General features: G+C 37.3%; 15 protein-coding genes and 1 pseudogene. 7 read left to right on the forward strand and 9 right to left on the reverse strand.

The annotated features are described in order from the left end of the window. Positions 1–602: 602 nt before the first annotated feature. The 3 genes from AC2JBO_RS01605 (at position 603) to AC2JBO_RS01615 (ending at position 8,211) form a co-directional block, all read left to right on the forward strand. A complete protein-coding gene (locus AC2JBO_RS01605; protein WP_496951869.1) occupies positions 603–2,078 on the forward strand; it encodes a pyridoxal phosphate-dependent decarboxylase family protein in 1,476 nt (491 codons plus the stop codon). A gap of 34 nt (positions 2,079–2,112) precedes the next feature. After that, positions 2,113–2,790: a hypothetical protein gene (locus AC2JBO_RS01610; RefSeq protein WP_496951870.1), complete on the forward strand. Its 678-nt coding sequence runs from the start codon at positions 2,113–2,115 to the stop codon at positions 2,788–2,790. A 78-nt stretch (positions 2,791–2,868) separates the two neighbouring features. Continuing rightward, positions 2,869–8,211, forward strand: a complete 5,343-nt coding sequence (locus AC2JBO_RS01615; RefSeq protein ID WP_496951871.1) for a trifunctional serine/threonine-protein kinase/ATP-binding protein/sensor histidine kinase — start codon at positions 2,869–2,871, stop codon at positions 8,209–8,211. Here the strand turns inward: AC2JBO_RS01615 and AC2JBO_RS01620 are convergent. From AC2JBO_RS01620 to AC2JBO_RS01645, 6 genes and pseudogenes are all read right to left on the reverse strand, one after another. Then, positions 8,164–8,760 carry a hypothetical protein gene (locus AC2JBO_RS01620; RefSeq protein ID WP_496951872.1) on the reverse strand — a complete coding sequence of 199 codons (597 nt, stop codon included), beginning with the start codon at positions 8,758–8,760 and terminating at the stop codon, positions 8,164–8,166. The genes AC2JBO_RS01615 and AC2JBO_RS01620 overlap by 48 nt on opposite strands. A gap of 688 nt (positions 8,761–9,448) precedes the next feature. Further along, complete coding sequence (locus AC2JBO_RS01625) at positions 9,449–10,414, reverse strand: protochlorophyllide reductase (RefSeq protein WP_496951873.1); 966 nt, start codon at positions 10,412–10,414, stop codon at positions 9,449–9,451. A gap of 363 nt (positions 10,415–10,777) precedes the next feature. Further along, positions 10,778–12,049 carry a chloride channel protein gene (locus AC2JBO_RS01630; RefSeq protein WP_496951874.1) on the reverse strand — a complete coding sequence of 424 codons (1,272 nt, stop codon included), beginning with the start codon at positions 12,047–12,049 and terminating at the stop codon, positions 10,778–10,780. A 208-nt stretch (positions 12,050–12,257) separates the two neighbouring features. After that, entirely contained in the window at positions 12,258–13,310 is a 1,053-nt protein-coding gene (gene dusB, locus AC2JBO_RS01635; RefSeq protein ID WP_496951875.1) for a tRNA dihydrouridine synthase DusB, read from the reverse strand. 377 nt (positions 13,311–13,687) lie between these two features. After that, positions 13,688–13,930, reverse strand: a complete 243-nt coding sequence (locus tag AC2JBO_RS01640) for an antitoxin AF2212-like protein (protein WP_496951876.1) — start codon at positions 13,928–13,930, stop codon at positions 13,688–13,690. A gap of 197 nt (positions 13,931–14,127) precedes the next feature. Next, a pseudogene (locus AC2JBO_RS01645) lies at positions 14,128–14,466 on the reverse strand (tRNA-dihydrouridine synthase); the annotation flags it as partial. Between the two features lie 256 nt (positions 14,467–14,722). On the opposite strand from AC2JBO_RS01645, the gene AC2JBO_RS01650 reads away from it, so the two are divergent. Next, on the forward strand, positions 14,723–15,028 hold the full coding sequence (locus tag AC2JBO_RS01650) for a hypothetical protein (RefSeq protein ID WP_496951877.1): 306 nt from the start codon (positions 14,723–14,725) through the stop codon (positions 15,026–15,028). Further along, positions 15,025–15,405 carry an aspartyl protease gene (locus AC2JBO_RS01655; RefSeq protein ID WP_496951878.1) on the forward strand — a complete coding sequence of 127 codons (381 nt, stop codon included), beginning with the start codon at positions 15,025–15,027 and terminating at the stop codon, positions 15,403–15,405. Before AC2JBO_RS01650 ends, AC2JBO_RS01655 begins: the two co-directional genes overlap by 4 nt. Before the next feature lie 161 nt (positions 15,406–15,566). Here AC2JBO_RS01655 and AC2JBO_RS01660 read toward each other — a convergent pair whose 3' ends face one another. Next, positions 15,567–16,700 carry a helix-turn-helix domain-containing protein gene (locus tag AC2JBO_RS01660; RefSeq protein WP_496951879.1) on the reverse strand — a complete coding sequence of 378 codons (1,134 nt, stop codon included), beginning with the start codon at positions 16,698–16,700 and terminating at the stop codon, positions 15,567–15,569. A gap of 372 nt (positions 16,701–17,072) precedes the next feature. Next, a complete protein-coding gene (locus tag AC2JBO_RS01665; RefSeq protein WP_496951880.1) occupies positions 17,073–17,804 on the reverse strand; it encodes an alpha/beta hydrolase in 732 nt (243 codons plus the stop codon). A 355-nt stretch (positions 17,805–18,159) separates the two neighbouring features. Here AC2JBO_RS01665 and AC2JBO_RS01670 point away from each other — a divergent pair, with 355 nt between their 5' ends. Continuing rightward, positions 18,160–19,035, forward strand: coding sequence for a helix-turn-helix domain-containing protein (locus tag AC2JBO_RS01670; RefSeq protein WP_496951881.1), 876 nt, complete (start codon positions 18,160–18,162; stop codon positions 19,033–19,035). 99 nt (positions 19,036–19,134) lie between these two features. Here AC2JBO_RS01670 and gatA read toward each other — a convergent pair whose 3' ends face one another. Further along, positions 19,135–20,595 (reverse strand): Asp-tRNA(Asn)/Glu-tRNA(Gln) amidotransferase subunit GatA, encoded by a 1,461-nt coding sequence (gene gatA, locus AC2JBO_RS01675; RefSeq protein WP_496951882.1) that lies wholly within the window; start codon positions 20,593–20,595, stop codon positions 19,135–19,137. 421 nt (positions 20,596–21,016) lie between these two features. Between gatA and AC2JBO_RS01680 the strand changes: the two genes are divergently transcribed. Beyond that, the gene (locus AC2JBO_RS01680) at positions 21,017–22,366 is read left to right on the forward strand and encodes a helix-hairpin-helix domain-containing protein (protein WP_496951883.1); all 1,350 of its coding nucleotides are present in this window, start codon (positions 21,017–21,019) and stop codon (positions 22,364–22,366) included. The last annotated feature ends 213 nt before the right edge of the window (positions 22,367–22,579 follow it).

Consider the following 22,579-nt stretch of genomic DNA (forward strand, 5'->3'; position numbering starts at 1 on the left):
GATATTCTGAAGTACGGAATGTTGGTTAGAACTATGTAGTCAGGGAAAATACTCAATAAAGTAGAAAATTTCCGGAACTTTAATTATTAAGCAAGTATAATTATGTATAAATACGTAGAGAAAGTGGTTTATGAGACTAGTTGCACGCTTGCTTGCTCCAGTGGATAAGCAATACTCACCAATAAACAACCAATGGTGTTGGGAGCAGTCAGTGAAACAATACATAAAAAAAAGAGATCTGCACGTAATTATAGTGCTAGCAACTAGCCATCTAATAGCTTGGTAAGAAGTGTAAACTGCAATACTATATTGTCAAAGTAAAGTATGCTACTAGTATTTTACTAACGACGAAAGTATTCTAGTTGTTATTAGCCAATATGTACTCTATTACTTCACGCTATGATATACGCGGATTTTAACTGTTTATGGTTATGTTAGCTTCTTGTTAAAAAAATTACTTTTTTGACGCTTTTTAAAGATATCTGTAGAAAGCGCAAAAAGTAACTTGAAGCTGAATACAAAGCTAGTTGTAGATTATGCAATTGGCAAGTATTTGTGATGCAAAAAATAGCAAACATTTATGCAATCTGCGTTTTAACAGTATGAATCCAAAAAAAACATCGAAAAACTTAGAGTTGTCTCAGTCAGAAATGCGTGCGTTATCTAACCAAATTATCGATTTAGTAATCGAACACTTTGAGAACTTACACAGTTTACCTGTGGTAAAAAAGCTCGCAAAACAGCTTCCTATTCAAAAGACCCTTGAACGTGAAGAACTGTTAGGGCGACAACGTGAATCAATACCTTATTTAGGAACGGATATCAGGTGTATAATTCAACAACTTGAAAAAAATATTCTCAATCAAGTAGTACATACTGACCATCCACGATTCTTCGCTTTTGTTCCTAGCCCCAACAATTTTGTCAGTGTTATGGCTGATACTCTTGTATCTGGTTTTAATATATTTGCAGGTACGTGGTTAGTAGGTAAAGGTGCCGCAGAAATCGAGCGGGAAACTATCGATTGGTTGCGTCAACTTTGTGGTTTACCAGAAAGCGCGGGTGGATTGTTTGTTAGTGGTGGTTCGATGGCTAATCTTACGGCACTTGCTACCGCGCGCCATATCAAGCTCAATGACCGGATAAATAAGGCTGTTGTCTACTTTTCTGACCAAACTCATTCATCAATTATTCGAGCGCTGAAAATACTGGGCTTTGCACCACATCAATTACGGTCAATTCCGTGTGATAAAGATTATCGTTTATTGATGGAAGATATCTGGAATCAGGTAGCTTGTGACCGTGAACAAGGTAATATCCCTTTTTGTGTAATTGCTAATGCTGGCACGACTAACACTGGAGCAATTGACCCACTAGCAGATTTAGCAAACTTTTGTCAGACAGAAAATTTATGGTTGCATGTGGATGGTGCTTTTGGTGCAGCTACAGTTCTCACTTCGATGGGGAAAAAGAAGCTTGCAGGATTGGAACGCGCAGACTCTATAACAATTGATCCTCACAAGTGGCTGTTTCAACCTTATGAAATAGGCTGTCTTCTCGTGCGTGAACAGCGAACTTTGAAAGATACTTTCTGTATCATGCCAGAGTATCTTCATGATGTTAACCAAACCGCAGAAGACGAAATCAATTACTGTAACTATGGCACCCAACTAACTCGCAGTTTTCGAGCATTGAAGCTTTGGATGTCATTTAAGGCATTTGGAGTAGGAACATTTAGTGAGGCTATTTCCTGGGGGATGAGGCTTGCTGAAGTTGCCGAGCATTTATTACAGCAATTACCAGATTGGGAAGTTGTTAGTTCTGCTTCGATTGGAATTGTAACTTTCCGATATATTCCAACTAGATGCAATACTTCGATTGATGCCATTAACCAGCAAATCGTAAACCAAATAGTTAGTAGCGGTTTTGCAATGCTCAGTACTACAGTACTTAAAGAACGTAAAGTTATCCGCATGTGTACAATAAACCCTCGCACTACTGAGGAAGATATCCTACAAACAATAATTCAGCTTAATGACATTGCAAAGTCATTAACACCCAGCGTTTTGGTTTCATAAAAATTTGTAATTAGTTTACTAAACAGAGAAAAGAATGCAAACAATACTAGTGCCATCAGTATCACTCTTGCGGCATATTAGCTACCAGATTCTTGCTGAAGATAACTTAAAAAGTGCTATTGAATGTATTTCCAGCACTTTTTACTTTGGAGAACCCATGACAAAGGCTTTGGACATTACATTAGAAGAATTTAAATACTTTGCTGGCATTTTTTTACGCAAAGCCGTTTCGGATAAGCTTTCAGTAGTAGCTCTTGATAATATCACCGGGAAAGTAGTAGGTGTGTTAATCGCTGAAGACTTTATCACCGAACCCCCAGCAAGTCTTGAGACTATTTCACCGAAGTTTTTACCTATTTTTGAACTATTGGAGGCTCTTGATACTAGATATAAGGAGAAATATCCAGTTAAACTAGGTGAGTTGTATCATATATTTATGGTGGGTGTCTATAAAGAATATGCAGGACTATCACTTCCATTGACAAAGACGGCAGAAATTATAGCTCGTGAAAAAGGGTATATTGCGGCTATTGCAGAAACTACAGGTCTTATATCTCACAAAATTTGTACTAAGCGCTTAGGCTTTAAAGACGTTGAAGGAGTAGAACCAATAACTTATGCGAAGTTTGAGTACTACGGTAAACACGTATTTGCAAACATCTCTGAATGTGCGAGCTGTCAAATTGTCTGGAAGGATTATAGGGATATCTAATTGAATTTGTTCATTTTGAGAACATAAATGGGAATCCTAGACATATAAGCGATTTTAGTCTAGGAAGGTGTACTCGTGATGCTCGCAACCCTCCATATCCCAACATATTACCTTACCGAGGTTATTTATCAGGGTGCAAATACTCTTGTTTATCGGGGTACGTCACAAACAAGTGGCGCCGTTATCCTGAAAATCCTGAAATCACCTACAGTAGAGGCTGTTGCTAGCATCAAACACGAGTATTCTATTGCTAAAAATTTAGAACATAAGAATATAGTCAAAGTTCTCAAACTAGAACTCCATGACAAACATCCGGCTTTGGTGCTTGAAGACTTTGGTGGTTTGAGTCTCAAGCAGTTTCTGAGTAAACAGAAACAAAAATTATCAATTTCAGATTTTCTTGCGATTGGAGTACAACTAGCACAAGCCCTTGTCTATGTCCACACCAATGGGATTATTCATAACCATGTAAACGGCGCCAATATCATTATCAACCCGCAAACTGGAGTAGTAAAGCTCACCGATTTTAGTATAGCTTCAAACAATGATGCACTTACATCTCAACTGCTTTCCGAGAATCTACTAACGCTTGAGACACTTGCGTATATGTCTCCAGAACAAACTGGGAGAATGAACCGCTCAGTAGATTACCGTAGTGATTTTTACTCTTTGGGGGTAACTTTCTATGAAATGCTAACGGGTCAGTTACCTTATACTACACATGACGTAAGCGAGTTAATATACTGTCATATCGCCTCTGAAGCACTTCCTATAAAGCAATTGAACCCAGAAATTCCTGACTCTATTGCTTTAATTGTTGCAAAATTAATGGCAAAAAATGCTGTTGACAGATACCAAAGCGCAAATGGGTTGTTGGCTGATTTGACTTATTTAGAATGTACTCAAGAATTGTTTTCATCAACGGTCAAAATTAATGATTTCATACCGGGAGTATTAGATACAAAAAGTCAATTACTAATTCCTCAAAAGTTCTATGGTAGAGAAAAACAGGTTGACATAATACTTCAATTATTTAAGCGTGTCAATCAAGGAAGCTGCGAACTTATACTTATAACTGGTGAAGAAGGTAGCGGAAAATCGAGTCTAGTCAGTGAAATTAGTAAAACTATTGCCCCACAATCTGGTTATTTTATAAGTGGCAAACATGATAAGTTTACACGTGATATTCCTTACTCTTCATTGATACAAGCTTTAACTTCATTAATAGAGCAATTACTTACAAAAAATGCTACTCAAATTGCAGAATGTAAATACAAAATTTTAAAAGCTATAGGTTTAAATGGGCAAGTTCTAATTGAAATTATTACCCAAGTAGAACTAATCATAGGTAAACAACCGGAGATAGCACAACTACCACCAACGGAATCACAAAATAGATTGCATAGGGTACTTTATCAATTCATTAAAGTGTTTTGCCAAGAGCATCCTTTGGTGATATTTCTAGATGATTTACACTATTGTGACTTTGCTACGCTAAATTTACTGCAACTTTTAATATGTGATAACGATACTAAGTACTTGTTATTAATTGGCACCTATCGCGACTCAGAGCTAAACTCGTCTCATATATTAGCACAAACAATAGAACAAGTTGAAAACTTTGGTACTAATATTAGTAAAATAGTATTGCAGCCATTGACTATAAATAATGCCATTGAGTTAGTTGCAGATGCATTAAGTTCAGAAAAAGAGTATTGTAAGCCTTTAGCGGAAACTTTATTTAATAAAACCGACGGCAACCCCTTGTTCTTAACACAGTTGCTTCAAAATTTATATCAAGAAAAATTTTTACATTTTGACTTTATTAGCAAGTCATGGCAATGGTGCCTTAAAGATATCCAAGCATATGGTATCAGTAATAATAGTATTATTGAGCTAGTTATCAGTAAAATTGCAAAATTACCAGAATCTACTCAAAAAATACTTCAATTAGCAGCTTCTTTAGGAAATATATTTACTTTAGATGTTTTATGCATTATCAACCAAAAATCACCTCAACACATTATACAGGAACTATATCCAGCTTTGCAAGCAGGATTAATTTTATCTATTAATGATTCACTTAATAACTTTAATCAAGAAAATTTAGATATTGAAAACATTAAGTACAAATTTTTACACAACAGAGTACAGCAAGAAGCTTATTCTCTAATTTCAAATAGTGAAAAACAAGCAAATCATTTAAAAATTGGTTTGTTGTTACGACAATCTATTAGTAATGAAAAATTAGCAGATAATATTTTAGATATTGTCCACCATCTCAATTATGGTATCGACTTAATCACGCAAGAAAAAGACATATTAGAGCTAGCACAACTAAATCTTATAGCTGGTCAAAAATCTAAATCTAAAGCCGCATATGAGATTGCTAACAAATATTTCAATATAGGTTTAGCACTGCTGACAGAAGACAGTTGGCAAACTCACTATCATTTGACGTTAAATCTTTATATAGAATATTCTGAAAGTTTATATTTAACGGGCAATTTTGAAAACTCAAAATATCTCTGCCAACTAACTTTACAACACGCTAATAGTGTTTTAGATAAAGTTAGAGTTTATCAAATACTAATCCAGTCTTATACTGTACAAAATTGCCTACAGTCAGCTATTGATATTGGTGTGCAAGCCCTCAATATTTTAGGTATCAGATTGCCGATAAAACCTAAAATGCTTAATGTTTTAATGGCGATATTACAAACTAAGCTCACATTAGCATTAAAAAAGATAGAAGATTTAGCTAATTTACCACAAATGACAGACCCTCATAAGCTAGCAGCTATGCAAATTTTAATGCTTATTGCTGCTGCTGCCAGTCAAGCAGGTTCTTTATACTTTCCGCTAACAGTCAATGCGCTTGTTAAGTTATCGGTCAAATATGGTAACTCAAAAGAAGCCGCTTTAGCTTACAGTTTTTATGCTGCCATTTTATGCGACAAGTTAGGAGACATTGAAACAGGCTATAGCTTTGGGCGGTTGGGGCTAACCTTATTAAACAAAATGAACGCTAGCTCCCTCAAATGTAAAGTTTATTTTTTATTTGATGCAACGATTCGACATTTGAAGGTGCCAGTAAAAGATACTATCACTTCTTTAACTGAAAGCATACAGACTGGGCTAGAAACAGGAGATATAGAATTTGCTAGCTACTGTTCGACTTCTTTAAGCTGTCATTCAATGTTCAGTGGAGCTAATTTGGAAGTAGTTGATAAAACTTTGCTAAATTGTCTTCAAATGATGCAGGAATTGAAACTAGATTCAATTGTTTTAGCTATTAATATTGTTAGACAAACGTCTTTAAATTTACAAGGTATTTCATCAAATAGACAGATTTTAATGGGTGATGTTTTTCATGAAACAGAAATGCTTCCTTTTCTTGGAAATAATTATTCTTGGTTAAGTGCCTTTTATTCATTCAAAACACTTCTTAATTATTTATTTGGTGATTATATTCAAGCAATTAATACTGCTTCAATAGTAGTAAAATATCAGGAAAATAATCCTGCTTTCTTGATGTATCAGGTCAATAACTTCTACTATTCACTAGCGCTTCTTGCTCAATATAATAGTGCCTCACATAAAGAACAAAAACAATATAAAGATCAAGTTACTGTTAATCAAAAGAAAATGAAGCTGTGGGCATACCATGCTCCTTGTAACTTTCAGCATAAATATGACTTGGTAGAGGCTGAAAAAGCACGGGTATTAAATAAAAATATCTTAGCAGCCGAACTCTATGACAAAGCTATCGCAGGAGCGCGCGCTAACAACTATACCCATGAAGTTGCTATTGCTTCAGAACTTGCTGCACAGTTTTATTTTTTTCAGAATAAAAATACCATTGGTGCCGCTTATATAAGTGAAGCTTATTATGCTTATATCACCTGGGGAGCTATGGCTAAAGTAAAAGACTTAGAGGAACGCTATCCTCATTTGCTTATTAAAACATCGCAACTAACATCACTCTTATTGCCTGCTAGTAGTATCTCAAAAACTTATACCAAATCTTTATCTTTAGATGCCTCAACAGTAGTAAAAGCATCGCAAGCACTAAGCAGCGAGATTTTACTATCAAATTTACTGGAAAAACTTATGCATCTAGTCAAAGAAAATGCAGGTGCCCAAAAAGTATTTTTTATTACCAAAAAAAATAATGAATTAGTTATTGAAGCTTCATTAACAGAACAAGCCTCCATAACAGTTTTACAATCTGTTCCTATTACCAAACACTCTTATCTAGCAACATCTATAATTAACTACGTAGAAAGAACTCAAACACATGTAGTATTAGATGATGCTTCCAAGGCAGAAAATTTTAATTTTGATCCTTATATTATTCTGAATCAACCAAAATCTATCCTTGTATCACCCATTATCCATTCTTGTAAGCTGATTGGAATTTTATACTTAGAAAATAACCTTACCACCAACGCTTTTACCAAAGATAAACTAGAAGTTTTACAAATACTGTCTGTTCAAGCAGCTATTTCTTTAGAAAATGCTAATTTTTATACGACCTTAGAAGCACGAGTTAATGAGCGTACACAACAAATAGAAGAAAAAAATCAGCAACTACAAACAACTTTGAAAGAATTACGTCGTACTCAAGCTCAACTTATACATAGTGAAAAAATGTCTTCTTTAGGACAATTAGTAGCAGGTATTGCCCACGAAATCAACAACCCAATAAATTTTATCTATGCTAATTTAGCTTACACGTCAGATTATGCTAAATCCCTGCTTGAATTACTTCTTATCTACCAAGAAGAGTTTCCTAATGCCACACAGAAAATTCTGAATAAAAATAATGAGATTGATATAGATTTTATCAAAATTGATATGCCAATGCTGCTTCAATCCATGAATATAGGAGCGTCACGAATTTGTGATATTGTCACATCTTTACGACACTTTTCGCGATTAGATGAAGCTGATTGTAAAGAAGTTGATATACATGAAGGAATTGAAAGCTCTCTCATGATTCTCCAGCAAAATTTAGGACAAATTCAAGTTATTAAAAAATATGGTCATATACGTGGTGTTAAATGCTATGCTTCACAGTTAAATCAAGTCTTTTTGCATTTACTTAGTAATGCTATTGATGCTATAAAAGATAGAACTTTACAAAGATTTACAGTTCCAACTATCTGTATTTGCACAAAATTAAAAGCAAATAATCAAGTCGTTATTTGCATTTCTGATAACGGTATGGGAATGGATGACGAGATAAAAAGTAAAATTTTTGACCCCTTCTTTACTACCAAACCTGTTGGTAAAGGTACTGGGTTAGGTTTGTCGATTAGTTATCAAATTGTTACGCAAAAACATCGAGGTGCCTTAGAGTGTATATCATCACCCGGCAAGGGGACAACTTTTGTAATTAAGATTCCACAGAAATAATAATAAAATAACTCGCCCTAACATTATAGTATAGATTAATAATACAATAATACAAGCTAAAAAATGGTAAGTGAAAAGGTCGCTCGCTTTCAGTACCTCGTAGTAAAGAACCAGAGCTTTTTCTTTCCAATTGTCTCGACTTTGCCCAAATACTCCTGGTTCGCCTATTTTAAATTGAGTTAGGAAAAAGCTGAACGATTTAATAAGGGTTCTAACTTGTAATTCAAATGTACTTTGTGGCGAATTGGCGCCATCCCATAGAAATAGAGTTTTTAGAGCGGGATGGTAGTTCAAGGTAAATTTAGGTAAATCGCTCAAACCGTTGTGGAATATAGATTTTATGTTTTTTTGGTAATTTCTCAAACTCAAAAAAAAATGAGCGAACCAGGAGTTAATACGGCAAGGAACATGGGTAGCAAAAAGTTCTAATTCTTTTACTTCATTTTGCAAATCGGAATAACTAAACCCAACATCAAACGATAATTCTCCTGTAACCCTAGACAAATAAGCCATCAAAGCTACTAAAAGAAAATCGGTCTTTCCGTACATAGCGTGCTAAATTTTAATTAAAATCGATAATTATCCTTTATAATCAAGGCTTTTGCTATTATCAGAGCAAAACCAGGCGGTTTTTTTAGTACAAATGAATAGTTAGAGACTGAATTAAAGAAAAGACTGTAGTATTAAGACATTACTAAGAGGAGAGAACCGGTGCAATTATTATTGTAATATTATAATTCAAATATACTAGCACTCAACTTAGCTGATTCCTTTTAGGAAGCGTTATCTAAGTAAAATTGCCAAAGCGAAAAGTTTAACTAATACTAAAACCGAACTAAGTGTATTACCCCCTGAAAAAAGTAGCGGCTAGTTCCGTCGTCTTTTCGATTGGTGTATCAAACAGGATCACAAAGCGAGTGTCCGGTTTATCCCGAATTATTCACACCACAGAATGATTCATATATTTATTAATGTTTTTGTCCTAATTACTAAACGGGCAGCTTAACCCTCTTTTGTCACTCTCGTAAAACAATAATCTTGGTCAAAATTTGAAAGTTAAGACCCGTCTAAGTTTGAGCTTTTATTTCCTAATAAAAACTCAAAATTGTAGCTAAAACAAGAAAACTTAAGCTCCGTAAGCCTTTCAGCGACTGCCTTTTCCCAAACTGACAAAAGAGGGTTAACATCAATAAGATTTTTGTTGGGTTCTGCTGTCGCTTCACCCAACCTACGTATCTTATAATCCAACTAGTTTTTCACTAAGCTCCCACATACGTTTTGCGGTTTTATCGTCGGTAGCTTTATTAGAGAGTTCCTGTACAAAAGACTGGCGCCCTTCTTTTTGACGATTGCCCCAACTCCAATGGGCGCCAGATTTATTAAACTCTGGGTCAGCTACGACTTGTGCTACTCGTTCACCTGATAGTTCCTGAGAAACATATCCTCCGGTAATGTTTTTCTGGAACCAAGGAAACACTTTTTGGAATAGTGGGTAGCTGTTGCGAAATAAAGGTGTGTCAGCAACACATCCTGGGTATAGCGAACTAAAAGTAATGCCTGTGGAGTCGTGATAACGTTTGTGTAACTCGCGCACGGTAATCATGTTACACAGCTTGCTATCTTTATAAGCTTTACCTGCTTTGAATTTCTTTCCGTCTATCATACAGATAGGCGCCTTAAACCCAGCTTCTAATCCCTTCAAGTCTCCCAAATCTGCTGGTGCCGGAATAGGAATTTTTCCTCCTAACTCTTTAGAATTCGCTGTTACAGTACCTAATATTACCAGCCTTGGTTCCTTGGCACCTGAATTTTTCAAATCTTCCAACATTAAGTTACACAGCAGAAAATGCCCAAAGTGGTTTGTCGCCACGCTTAACTCGTAACCATCTGGACTATACAACGGTTCCTTCAACAAAGGCATATACACAGCAGCGTTACATACCAATGCATCCAGCGATTTGCCAGTTTCTCGAAAACTGTTTACAAACGCGCGCACACTGTTTAAACTGCCCAAGTCGAGATGAATAACTCTGTAGCTGTCCTTTGGCATCCCCAAACTAGCTGCTGCTTGTTCTGCCTTTTCTAAATTTCGACACGCCATGACCACATACCAACCACGTTTAACCAGCGCATTCGCAGCGTGCAAACCTACTCCCGAAGAGGCGCCTGTAATAATCACCGTTGGTTTTTGACCTTGCACCATTTGTTAAAACCTCATCAAAACAGAATTAAATTTTTTTCGCTGTTTCTAGAATCTCATGCGATGTTCGCAATTCGTCAAACAAAAATAAATATGGTGAAATGATAATAAATGATTCTATATAAGATATTATTAAAAGTTTATCTATCTTAATCATTCCCAAAATTTGACGTATTTTTCAATGCTATGAATAAATTCACTAGTTGTTATGCTTTATTTACATTTATTTGTAAACTATTGTTAAGCGATTGAATATACATAAGCTTAAGAAAGCTGATTTGATTTTACAGACTCTATATAAATGATAAATCTTTAATAATGTTTGATATTCGCATGAAAAATGTAAAATTAATTACACTTTTTTTACTAATGCGTCGTTTCTCTATTTTGAGATTTCAACTGTGATTTTATAAGCGGCATTTTCGGTGATAGAAAAAACCCAACTAAGCTAGCAAATAGAATTGGTGTAAAGGGGGTAAAGCCTGTTAGTTTTGTAAGTAGTAACGTGGTGCTAATTGGAGTACGAGTAACTGCGGCATTAATTGCTGCCATTATTGAAATCATTGCCAGTACAGGATGTACCCCTGGTATTAAAGTTGCTATTGCTTTACCTAGACATGCTCCAGTAAAAAATAGGGGAATAATAAATCCACCTCGCCACTCGCCGTTTACAGTGACGCTAATCGCAATCATTTTAGCTAGTACTATAATTAGTAATGTATAAGCACTAAAATTATTCTCAACAACTGTATTAAGTTGCTCATGTCCAAAGTAGCGGGTTAGTGGTAAAACTATTGCTAGAATTCCTAATATTAACCCTGCTAGTGTTGTTTTCAAATAAATAGGCACCGCAATTTTAGTAAAAATCTGCCTGCAAAGTTGAAAAATACTGATAAACACCCATGCTGCGACAGCCCCAACAATCGCATATAAAATAGCGATAATAAAGTCATCAATATTATTAACTTGATACTGCGGAAAATTCCAGGTAGGCGCAATACCCAAGTGCGTAATTACAACAAATACTAAGTAGCTAGCACAACTAGAGACAATAGCAGGTAAAACCGCTTCATAGTACTCTAAAAAATACTCATGGTGCAAAATCTCTAATGCGAAAAAAGCTCCTCCTAATGGGGCACCAAACAAAGCCGTAAAACCAGCAGCCATACCAGCAATACTAAGCGTGCGTAATTTTTCGCCTTCCAGATGCAATTTATCTGCAACCCAAGTCCCCAAAGAGCCTGTTACCTGAACCATCGGCGCCTCTGGTCCAAGGCTTCCCCCTGCCGAAATACTAATAAGCGACGAGATAATCATAGAGGGATTTTCGCGCTTATCAATTCTTCCACCACGAAAATGGATATTATCAACTATTAAAGCAATCTCGCCTGGATTACCAAGAAAATGTATTACTAATCCTATCAGTAATCCTGATAACGGCATCACAACTAACAAGCTATAACCTTGAAATGAACTTAAAAACTTAGTTACTTGCTCAAGAATATGCCAGTATAGTCCTGCAAATAAACCGCTGCAAATTCCTATAGTTGCCCAGCACAAAAGCCAACGCGATACTGTTAAGGGGTTACGCGCGGTTATACCGTTGAGCCAAGCTAAAGTTTGTTGATGTCTTTTCAAAATACTCTGCTTCTAAAGTACATACAAAGATAGTTGATGGTGCGTGACAGCACTTTATTTGTTGTTTTATTTCTGGTTTGTTATGGCTGTCACACACCCTACATTCCTTTCCTCTATGTCATAATATCTTAATTTTTTCAAAAAATGTAGCAAAATACACAGAATGTATATTAAATTTTATTTATGTCAGTGATAAGTACAAGCAATGTCATTGCAACATAACAACTTCTTTTTCCTCGATAACTTCATAACCATTAGCTAACTGGTCAATTGCTTTATCTAGTAACTCGGCGCCTTGCTCTACAGTTTCTATTTTATTCAACTCACCACGTAATTCAGAGGCGCCGACAAATCCTTTTGCATACCAAGCCATATGTTTACGCGCTTGGTAAATACCGCGTTCTCCTTTATATTCATACAACGCTTCTAAATGTTCTTTGGCGCATTCAAGTCTTTGTACAGGTGTTGGCGCCGCTAATATTTCCCCTGTTTTCAAAAAATAATCAATTTCTCCCACCAAAAACGGATATCCCAAAGTCCCGCGCGAACACATTACACCATCGGCACCTGTTTCTTCCAAGCATCGCACTGCTGACTCTACAGAAAATATATCCCCGTTGGCAATTACTGGAATATCCAATACTTGTTTTACCTTTCCTATCCATTCCCAACGCGCGTTACCTGTATAACCTTGGGCACGTGTACGACCATGTACAGTAATCATCTGGGCGCCTGCATCTTGCATACGAAGAGCAAAATCTAGTATCGTAATCTCTGCATCATCCCATCCAATACGTGTTTTTACGGTAACAGGTACATTCACTGCCTTAACTATTTCTCTTACAATTTCCTCAGCTACTTCCGGTTGTCGTAATAACGAGGAACCCCCTCCCTTACGAGTAATTTTATTTACCGGACACCCCATGTTTATATCAACTGTATCGGCGCCCGACTCAACCGCTTTTTGTGCAGCTTCAGCTAAAAAATGTGGACGACAATCAAATAACTGAATACTTACCGGACGTTCGTTTGGGTCAATTTCCATAATAATGGGAATTTCCTTTAAATGCTGCAACCTGGAAGCGTGAACCATCTCGGTATACAACATTGACTCAGGAGCATAACGACGAACAAGGCGCCGGAATACTAAATCTGTTACACCAGATAAAGGAGATTGAAGCACACGACTGTTAATTAAGAGGGCACCGATTTTTAGAGGTGTAGCGAGTCTCACTTTGAGATGGGGAGATAATTGCAGCATAAAAGGTAAATATAAAATTCATATAGCTTTTATATTTTGACATTCTTACATATATACGTAGGGTGCATGACAGCTAATAACAAACTAGAAATGCATATGGCTAATTAACTGCTGTCACGCACCGTTGAGATTTCATTAAAAATTAATGTATTGCCTATCAAACTTTAAAAGGGTTAATAATATCTACACCGTCACGGATATATTGGTAAGCTTGACCTCTATTATACCCTAACTTCTCTAACTTTCGACTTGCAGCTAGGTACTCACATGCAACCTGCTAGAGTAACACACCATCTATTAGGTTAGAAATTAGAGAAGATTCTGTGGCCTGTTTAATAGTATCGCGTGGGTCGTTTACATAAATTAAAATATTAGTATCAACGGCGTTCATGCAGCATATCCCGTGTGAAAGGTTCTGCATCAAAAGGAATTGGGTTTTCCTGCATCCGTTTAACTAGCGCTTTTAGAAAGCTCTTTTTGTTTTCTACGTCAGAAATTGTTGGCGCTACAACATTAGAAGATTTCACTAAGAACTCAACTTCTTCGCCTTCTGGTATATCACAAGTTGTTTGTAATATAAAGGTGCCATTACTGTAAGTTGCTTTTAAAGTTTGAGGCATACAGATAACTTTATGTTAATTTGGATAACTACATTTAGATATAGATTTATTACAATATATTTCCATATTATAGCACTTAGATTTACAGTTTTACTTATGCTTTGTTAATACTGTATAGGTAAGAGAATCAAATTTAACAATTTGTACTCGCTAATACGGATGCAGCAGGTGCCATTTCAAAGAGAACAATGTTACACCATATTAATATCAACAGTATCGGCACCTTCAGCAACCGCTTTTTGTGCAGCTTCAGCTAAAAAATGTGGACGACAACCAAATAATTGTATAATTACCGGACGTTCGTTTGGGTCAATTTCCATAATAATTAGAATTTCCTTTAAATGCTGCAACCTGGAAGTGTGAACCATCTCGGTATATAACATTTACTCAGGAGCATAACGACGAACAAGGCGCCGGAATACTAAATCTGTTACACCAGATAAAGGAGATTGAAGCATACGACTGTTTACACAAAGGGCGCCTATTTTTAGAGGTGTAGAGAATCTTGCTTTAAGATGAGCAGTTAATTGGAGCATAAAAGGTAAACATAAAATCTATATAGCTTCTATATTCTGACATTACGTAAGGTGCGCTCTGAGCAACTACAAACTAAAATCAAAACGAACAATTAAACTGCTGTCATGCACCATTGATGTGTCTTTTTGTAAGATATTTTACTACATAGGCACAGAGAACACAGAGAAAATAGTTTTTAGCGATGGTCGCTATATTTCAAAATCAACGGCATAATAAAATTATATTTAGAACATTCCTGCATGTTTACATGACACTATGCATCCACAAAACACCCGTATTTTAAAGAGCAAACCAATATCAGAGGAAGAAGAAGCCCAGTCCCAAAAGTACAGTGATGAACTTGCCGCACGCTGTCGTGTTATATTTGAGCGTGTGCTTCCTAGCTTGATAGAAAATCACTATAACTGGTATATTGCTATTGACCCCGATACAGAACAGCACATTATTGACCCAAGTTTTGATGGAATAATCAAAAAGGTTATAAAAGCTTATGGTTATGGTAATGACCCAAAGCTAACAATGTTTAAGCTCAATAATACTGGTTATTGCGGAAGGATATGATTGAAGGAAGATTTGGTGACAACAAGGAGTTGTTTTTTGAAGTTATTCTTGTTGCTACCAATGGTGAGCAATTTCCGATTGAAGCTTTGTTAGATACCGGATTTACTGATGGCTGGTTAGCTATCAATAGTCAGGACTTGGATGCTTTAGGGTGGTCTTTGATAACTTTACAAGTGGATATGCAAACAGCACGAGGTTCCGCAAAGTTTAATATCTGCTCAGGCAAAATTATAATTGATGGTGTCGAGGTTATCATTCCTGTCCATGTTGGTAGAGAACTTCCCGAAACTATTATGGGTTCTTTTTGGCTAGATATTATGCGGCTGGTCGCTGATAAACCAAATGAAATTTTAACACTTGAAATGTTACAGCCATAAATACGTGACAAATTAACTTTTTAGTTAGGTGTTATTTATAGAAAATTTTACCTTTTCTATATTGCAATTAAATTATAGGTTTGTAGATGTGACAAAAATTGTAGAGACGTTACATGTAACGTCTCTACACTCGTACACATACACATATATATGTAATCTTGTTATAGAGCTTCGGGTGCTGCAATACCGGCACCTACCGAAACTTGACCGTTAGATTGTAGTCCAGGTTTACTGTCGGAATGCTTGTCTTTTGGTGTTTGAGTAAAAGATGAGGATGCATTGCTATCCGGAAGTAGTCGTTTCGCTTCTGCTTGCTGCGACATTACTGACAGTCCACCAACGGCACCTACAACAAGTGCAGTGTAACCCATATACAAATGCATTGGTTTAATATCAAACCCAATTCCTCCTCCACGAGAATTGTTATTTTGGTTCTTGTACCAAATGGGTGCAATTGTTTTTGCTGGTTCAGCAGCAGGTAAAGAAGCAACTAAATGAGTGCCATTAAGTCCTAATGCATTACCCATGACTCGAATAAACCCACGAACATACACTTCTTCAGGTAAACTATCCCATTTCCCATTCTCAATCGCTTCCATTTGGTAGATTGGTACGTGAGTATAGATATTTAACTGCGTAAGCGACATTCCTCTAAGTTCGCGCGCTTGTCGTAACTGTTTACCAATTTCACGTAAGGTTTCAAAACGTTGTTCCTCTGCCGCTTGTTTCGCAAGTTCAGCTTTCAATGCTTTTTTGTTCTTAGACCACGGTAAAGATAAGTTGGACTTTTTATTGCTCTGTTTAACTTCTTCCTTTAGTATAGGGGTTTTAGATATAGGAGTTTCAGAAACTGTATCCACTGCTGAATCTTCATGCTCTGCTCTTGAGTGAAACTTCGCACTCGTTAAACAATCAGATAAATCACCTAAATCATTACTTGCTGGAGTTTCATATTTTTCAGAATCATTTGCGGAATTTGCTTCTAATTCAGGTTTTGCTTCATCAGCTGAAATATTAGGACTGGAGCCTATATCAGCTTGATTATCTCGTACTTTATGCTGTTGTGCAAATTGATGAAAAGCTATACTAATTGCCTCACGTCCGACAGCTTTGAACAACTGCTTGAACTGTTCTTCGGAGTCTCCTAACATTTTTTGAACAGCTGCTAACGCGCGACGGTAAACCTTGCTGCGGTGTAACTCCGCTTCTATTTGACCTAAGATTGCCCGTAGTTCATCTTGGCTGACTTCAATAGTTGATTTCCCAGAAATACTAAGTGAGTATACGGCTGTCATAATCTTTGTTTTAACCGATAATATTTATAAGAGCGAAGTATTCTTCCCTGTGTAATTTCTTCGACTGTTTGCGGATGATTCCGGATTGTTGTGTATCAATTGCTCAAGTATTTTCAACTACTAAAATGCTTTTATTAACTAATGTAAACTTAAGCAATTACACTCAGTAATTACGTATAATTGCTTTAATAATACTTAGTAATTAATAAAACATTTGCTAAATTCTTTATACTGAGAATTACTCTATCGAATTGAGTAATTCCTAGCGTCATATCTACTGACGATGTTTTATACTATCATTTCACGTAATAAATGCTGAATCAATTACAAATTCATAAAATTAAATAAATTAGTAAATCAATTTGAATTAAATTAATAGATATTCGGTTGGGTCTTTGCTTCAACGACCTTTACAAAAGACTGTACAGCTTTTAGATAAGTAGACGGAGCAAATTCTCCAACATTATTATGGTTCGCACCAGGTATGATGACTAATTCTTTAACCTCTGGAGCAGCATTATAGAGTTGCTTACTCATAAACGCTGGCACAGTTAAATCCTCGGCACCATGAATTATCAAAATCGGTATCTTGATCAGTGGTATTTTGCTGATTGAATCAAAATTTTGTTTCAGGATTAACTTGACGGGGAAGAAACGGAAAAGTTTCCGAGCCACAATAACATTGCGAATTGAAGTGAAAGTGCTTTCTACAATTAGACCGGCAGCTTCGGGATGCTTGAGCGCTAAGTTTATAGCAATGGCGCCACCTAGCGAATGTCCATATATATATATTTGATGAGCAGGAACTTTTAGCTGCTTAACTAGATAACTCCAAGCGATCGCAGCATCTTCGTAAACACGATTTTCATTCGGAAAACCGCCCTCACTCCTACCAAATCCTCGATAATCAATTAACAATACTGAAAATCCAGCCTTATAGTACCCACTAGCTGCATAAACATTGGCGCCGATATTAAGCGCATTCCCGTGGAGATAAAGCAGCACCTTGCCGTTGGAACACTTAGAATTATCCATCCACCAAGCGTTGATATGCTCAATACTACCGTTGGTAGCGACAGGTATCCATACCTCTTCAAACGGCACATTATATAAGAGGGGCGTTTTTTCAATGTTTGGAGAAGGATAGAAAAGATACTTATGCTGTTGCGAGTATAAAAATAAGCACGCTACGAAGTACGCAACAGTAATTAGCACTCCAAGACCCAGAATTAACTGAGGGAGTAAATGTATTATATATAGCAGCTTTCCTTCCCTCCTTCAGGTGATTCTAAACATAATGATTATTCTTTTTGTGACCAAGTTTGGTACTCTATTAAATTAGAGATGTTCAATCAAATATGAATTCTTAATAATTTTGATTAACCAGTTCAATTATATACACAAAAATCAGTATTTTCTCTTTTGAATTATAAGCATAGGTGGATAACAGGAGAAGAACGTGAAGTTAGTAAATGAAGCTCAGGCAGAGCAATTAAAGGAAATAGGGGCTTATCTACGCAAACGGCGCGAAGACAAATCTATTAGTATCGATGAAATCGCAGTACATACGCGGATACGTCCAGCGTTCATACAGGCGATAGAAGAGGGAAATGCGTCCGTACTCCCAGAGGCCGTTTTCGTACAGGGATTTGTTCGCCGCTACTGTGACGTTATCGGTATTGACGGCGCCACCTTAACAGCAAATTTTGGTGACGTATTTTTACCCGTGGAGACAGAGAGTACACCACAAGACGTAGAAAAGAAATCAAATTTATATATACCTTTAGCTGTACCGTATATCTTACTATTAGTTGCCGCTTCTTTAGGACTTATCTATATTCTTGTTCCAAGGCGAGGAACCCAATCTGTAGTTCAGAACAAAAATACTATTAAGCAGACAGTGGCTTTAACAAAAGCTTCGCCAGTGGCATCATTACCTGCGTCACAAAAACTGAGTTCTGTATCCAACCCAAAAACTTCTCCAGTTGCATCAGCACTACCAACACCGACTACAGGCGCAATAGCACCAACACCAACTTCATCCCCAATAACTCAAGCTGGTTCTGGGGTTGAAGTTGGAATTGAGTTGCAGGAAAGTTCATGGATACGAGTGAAAGTCGATGGAAAGACTGATTTTGAAGGAACTTTGAATAAAGGAGATAAAAAAACCTGGAGTGCCCAAAAAGAGGTATCAATACGCTCAGGTAACGCTGGCGCCGTTTTAGTATCTGCCAATAAGCAACCAGCAGAAGCGATGGGTACAGAAGGTAGTGTCAGAGAAATTAAGTACACTTCGGAAACAACCGCAACTCCAACAACTTCTCCAACTCCATAAAAGCTCGTAAGTGTGTATATACTTGTAGTAAATACTTCAGTAATTATCCGTAATTATAAGAAGAGGGCTGAAGCCCTCACTACGAGCTTTTATGAGCTTTTATATATTCGGTTCGTGCTTATGCCATTCAGTTGACTGTTCATATGCATACGCAACTCTAAATAATAAGTCTTCTTGCAGCGCATTACCAATTAACTGTAAACCAATAGGCATTCCATCGCTATCAAAACCACAGGGAACACTTATACCAGGTAGCCCTGCTAAATTAACGGGGATCGTCATCAAGTCAATTAAGTACATACTCAATGGGTCAGTTGTTTTCTCTCCTGCTTTGAATGCAGTTGTAGGAGCAACCGGAGATACCAAAACATCTACTTGTTCAAACGCTTTTTCAAAGTCCTGCTTAATTAAAGTACGGACTTTCTGAGCTTTCAAATAATATGCATCGTAATAACCAGATGATAGAGCGTATGTACCTATCATAATTCTTCGCTTCACTTCGGCGCCGAAACCAGTGGCACGGGTGCGAGTGTACATTGATAGTAAATTCTCAGCATCAGATGCACGTAAACCATACTTAACTCCGTCATAGCGAGCTAGATTAGCAGAAGCTTCCGAAGGTGCAATGATGTAATAGCTTGGTAGACCGTAGCGGAAACGAGGACAAGAAACTTCAATTACTTCTGCTCCTAATTCCTCAAGTTTTTCAATAGCCTTATTGACAGATTGCTCAACTTGTGGGTCTAAGCCTTCGCCAAAAGTTTCCTTAATAATACCAACACGGATTTTTTTACCATTAAATGTTAAATCAGGTCTGAGATTGGCTGTGTAATCAGGAATTTCTACTTTCAAACTAGTCGAGTCTTTAGGGTCATAACCTGCTATGGCATTAAGCAAAATTGCAGAATCTTCAACGCTGCGTGAAAACGGTCCAATTTGGTCAAGAGACGATGCAAATGCCACTAACCCATACCGTGATACTAGTCCATAAGTCGGTTTAATACCCACAACACCACAGAAAGATGCAGGTTGACGGATTGAACCACCTGTATCAGAACCTATCGACACAACACACTCACCAGCTGCAACAGCTGCTGCTGAACCTCCCGATGATCCACCTGGTACGCGCGATAAATCCCAAGGGTTTGCTGTTCTCTTGTAAGCTGATGTTTCTGTAGAACCTCCCATTGCAAACTCATCAAGATTCGTTTTACCAACCATCACCGCACCAGCATCGAATAACTTTTGCGTTACCGTTGATTCATAGGGAGGTACAAAATTTTCTAATATTCGTGAAGCACAAGTTGTCGTAATTCCCTTAGTACACATGTTATCTTTGATCCCAATTGGTATGCCAGCCAACATACCAATTTCTTCACCTGCGGCAATTAAAGCATCTACAGCGCGCGCTTGTTCGATTGCCTTAGATGCGGTAACGGACAAAAAGCTTTGTACTTTTGGTTCTAAAGCTTCTATACGCTCTAATGTTTCCTGCGTAATTTCAACCGCAGAACGTTCCTTTTTAACTAATTGCTCGTGTAACTCGCGAATTGATGCCATAGTAATTCCTTAATTTAGTGCTGAGTGGAAAGTGCTGAGTGCTGAGAGGTAGGGTGCGTGACGCTATAACAATTGTGAAACAAAACGAATGATCTAGTAGCGTCACGCACAGGAGAGAGTTAGAAATTAGGAATGTAGAGACGCGAAGCTCATAAGGTGCGTGACCCCACCTAATAATTGCTTCGTTTAAGAATTGTTGTAGCCTCACACACCCTACCTTCGAGCCTCCTAACTCATTGTTCATAACTCTTATCAAATGATTGATTTTAGTATAGGTTGGCTTCTTCTGCTCGATTAATTGTGGTGTGGTAATGCGGGGTGCCATAAGTAACGGATTCTGCATTAGTATTGATCTCACGGCTTTATTTAGATAAATAGTTGATTTTATAGGTTGATTTTTTTAAGTGTACTAGGTGTGGATATGGTAAAAATAGTTGCCAGAAAATATGAAGGCGTACAAGATGTTTATGACATTGGGGTAGCGCAAGACCACAATTTTATAATTAAACAAGGCTTGATAGCTTCTAACTGCTTTAACAAGTCTCACTCTACTGCATATGGATATGTCACTTATCAAACTGCGTATTTAAAAGCTAATTATCCATTGGAATATATGGCGGCACTTTTAACTGCTAACAGCGGTGATACAGAGAAGGTGCAAAGGTATATTTCCACCTGTGTAAGTATGTCTATTACAATCGAGCCACCGAATGTTAATCGTTCGGGTATTGATTTTACCCCAACGGATGGCAAGATTGTATTTGGACTTAGTGCAGTGCGTGGTTTGGGACAAGGCGCCATTTCTTCGATATTAGAAGCGCGTCAACAAGATGGTGAATTTAAATCGCTTGGAGATTTTTGTGACCGTGTTGATTTACGTGCGGTTGGTCGTAAAACTATCGAGTCTCTTATATATTGCGGTGCCTTCGATAAAATCGAGTCTAATCGCCAACAATTAATTTACGACTTAGAATTAACTTATAACTGGGCACAGTCGCGCGCTAAAGACCGTGCTAGTGGTCAAGGAAATTTATTTGATTTACTGGGAGGAGGATTTGGCAGTAACGATAATAGTTCTAAAAAGAATAGTTTCGATACGGCGCCGAAAGCCAAACCTGTTCCAGATTTTCCTCCGCAAGAAAAACTCCATAAAGAAAAAGAACTGCTTGGTTTTTATGTTTCTGACCACCCTCTCAAATCAGTTCGCCAATCCGCGCGTATTCTGTCACCCATAAATCTATCGCAAATCCCGGAACAAAAAGAAGACGCTGCAATTTGCACTGTTGTGATGCTTAACAACGTAATTAAGCGTATCACGCAAAAAGGCGACCCGATGGCAATTTTACAAATCGAAGACCTAACAACACAATCCGAAGCTGTCGTCTTTCCCAAAATCTATGAGCGTATTAGCACCTTACTCCAAGTCGATGCCCGATTAATTATCTGGGCTAAGATTAAACGTCGTGACGAACAAAACCAATTAATAGTAGATGATGTAGAGCCAGTTGAACAATTACAAATGATAATGGTTGAGCTTACTCCTGAACAAGCAACCGTCATCGAAGAACAAGACCGTCTACGAAATGTTTTGATAAAACTTGCAGGTGGCAGTGAAAAAGGCAAAACCCCCATTATTGGAGTCGTTCAATCTGGGGGAACCCGTCAACTCGTTCGTTTCGGTAGACAATTTTGGGTACAAGATTCCATCAACGCTATCAGCGCACTCCAAAACGCCGAATTCAAAGCACGTATTCAACCCTTAATAAATTAACGTAGGGTGCGTGACACTTCCAACAGTCCATAAACGAAGCTAGTGACCTGGTGGTGTCACGCACCTTACCTGATCATAAGGTGGAATGGCCTATTCCACGCATTTTGAGGCGCCAACGCGCATTGGGTAGGGTGCTTTCAAGCTATTACTATCAAGCAATGTAACGCCAAATACAGTGCTTTCACGCACCATTAATACGTTAAGTAAGCAACA

The organism is Calothrix sp. CBUCES-K 9914, assembly GCF_059640475.1.

Coding starts and splice junctions, on each gene's coding strand:
- AC2JBO_RS01640 (WP_496951876.1), bottom strand. CDS start 13,930: ATGCCTCAAACTTTAAAAGCAACTTACAGTAATGGCACCTTTATATTA.
- AC2JBO_RS01605 (WP_496951869.1), top strand. CDS start 603: ATGAATCCAAAAAAAACATCGAAAAACTTAGAGTTGTCTCAGTCAGAA.
- gatA (WP_496951882.1), bottom strand. CDS start 20,595: ATGGCATCAATTCGCGAGTTACACGAGCAATTAGTTAAAAAGGAACGT.
- AC2JBO_RS01615 (WP_496951871.1), top strand. CDS start 2,869: ATGCTCGCAACCCTCCATATCCCAACATATTACCTTACCGAGGTTATT.
- AC2JBO_RS01655 (WP_496951878.1), top strand. CDS start 15,025: ATGATTGAAGGAAGATTTGGTGACAACAAGGAGTTGTTTTTTGAAGTT.
- AC2JBO_RS01660 (WP_496951879.1), bottom strand. CDS start 16,700: ATGACAGCCGTATACTCACTTAGTATTTCTGGGAAATCAACTATTGAA.
- AC2JBO_RS01650 (WP_496951877.1), top strand. CDS start 14,723: ATGCATCCACAAAACACCCGTATTTTAAAGAGCAAACCAATATCAGAG.
- AC2JBO_RS01625 (WP_496951873.1), bottom strand. CDS start 10,414: ATGGTGCAAGGTCAAAAACCAACGGTGATTATTACAGGCGCCTCTTCG.
- dusB (WP_496951875.1), bottom strand. CDS start 13,310: ATGCTGCAATTATCTCCCCATCTCAAAGTGAGACTCGCTACACCTCTA.
- AC2JBO_RS01680 (WP_496951883.1), top strand. CDS start 21,017: ATGGTAAAAATAGTTGCCAGAAAATATGAAGGCGTACAAGATGTTTAT.
- AC2JBO_RS01620 (WP_496951872.1), bottom strand. CDS start 8,760: ATGTACGGAAAGACCGATTTTCTTTTAGTAGCTTTGATGGCTTATTTG.
- AC2JBO_RS01610 (WP_496951870.1), top strand. CDS start 2,113: ATGCAAACAATACTAGTGCCATCAGTATCACTCTTGCGGCATATTAGC.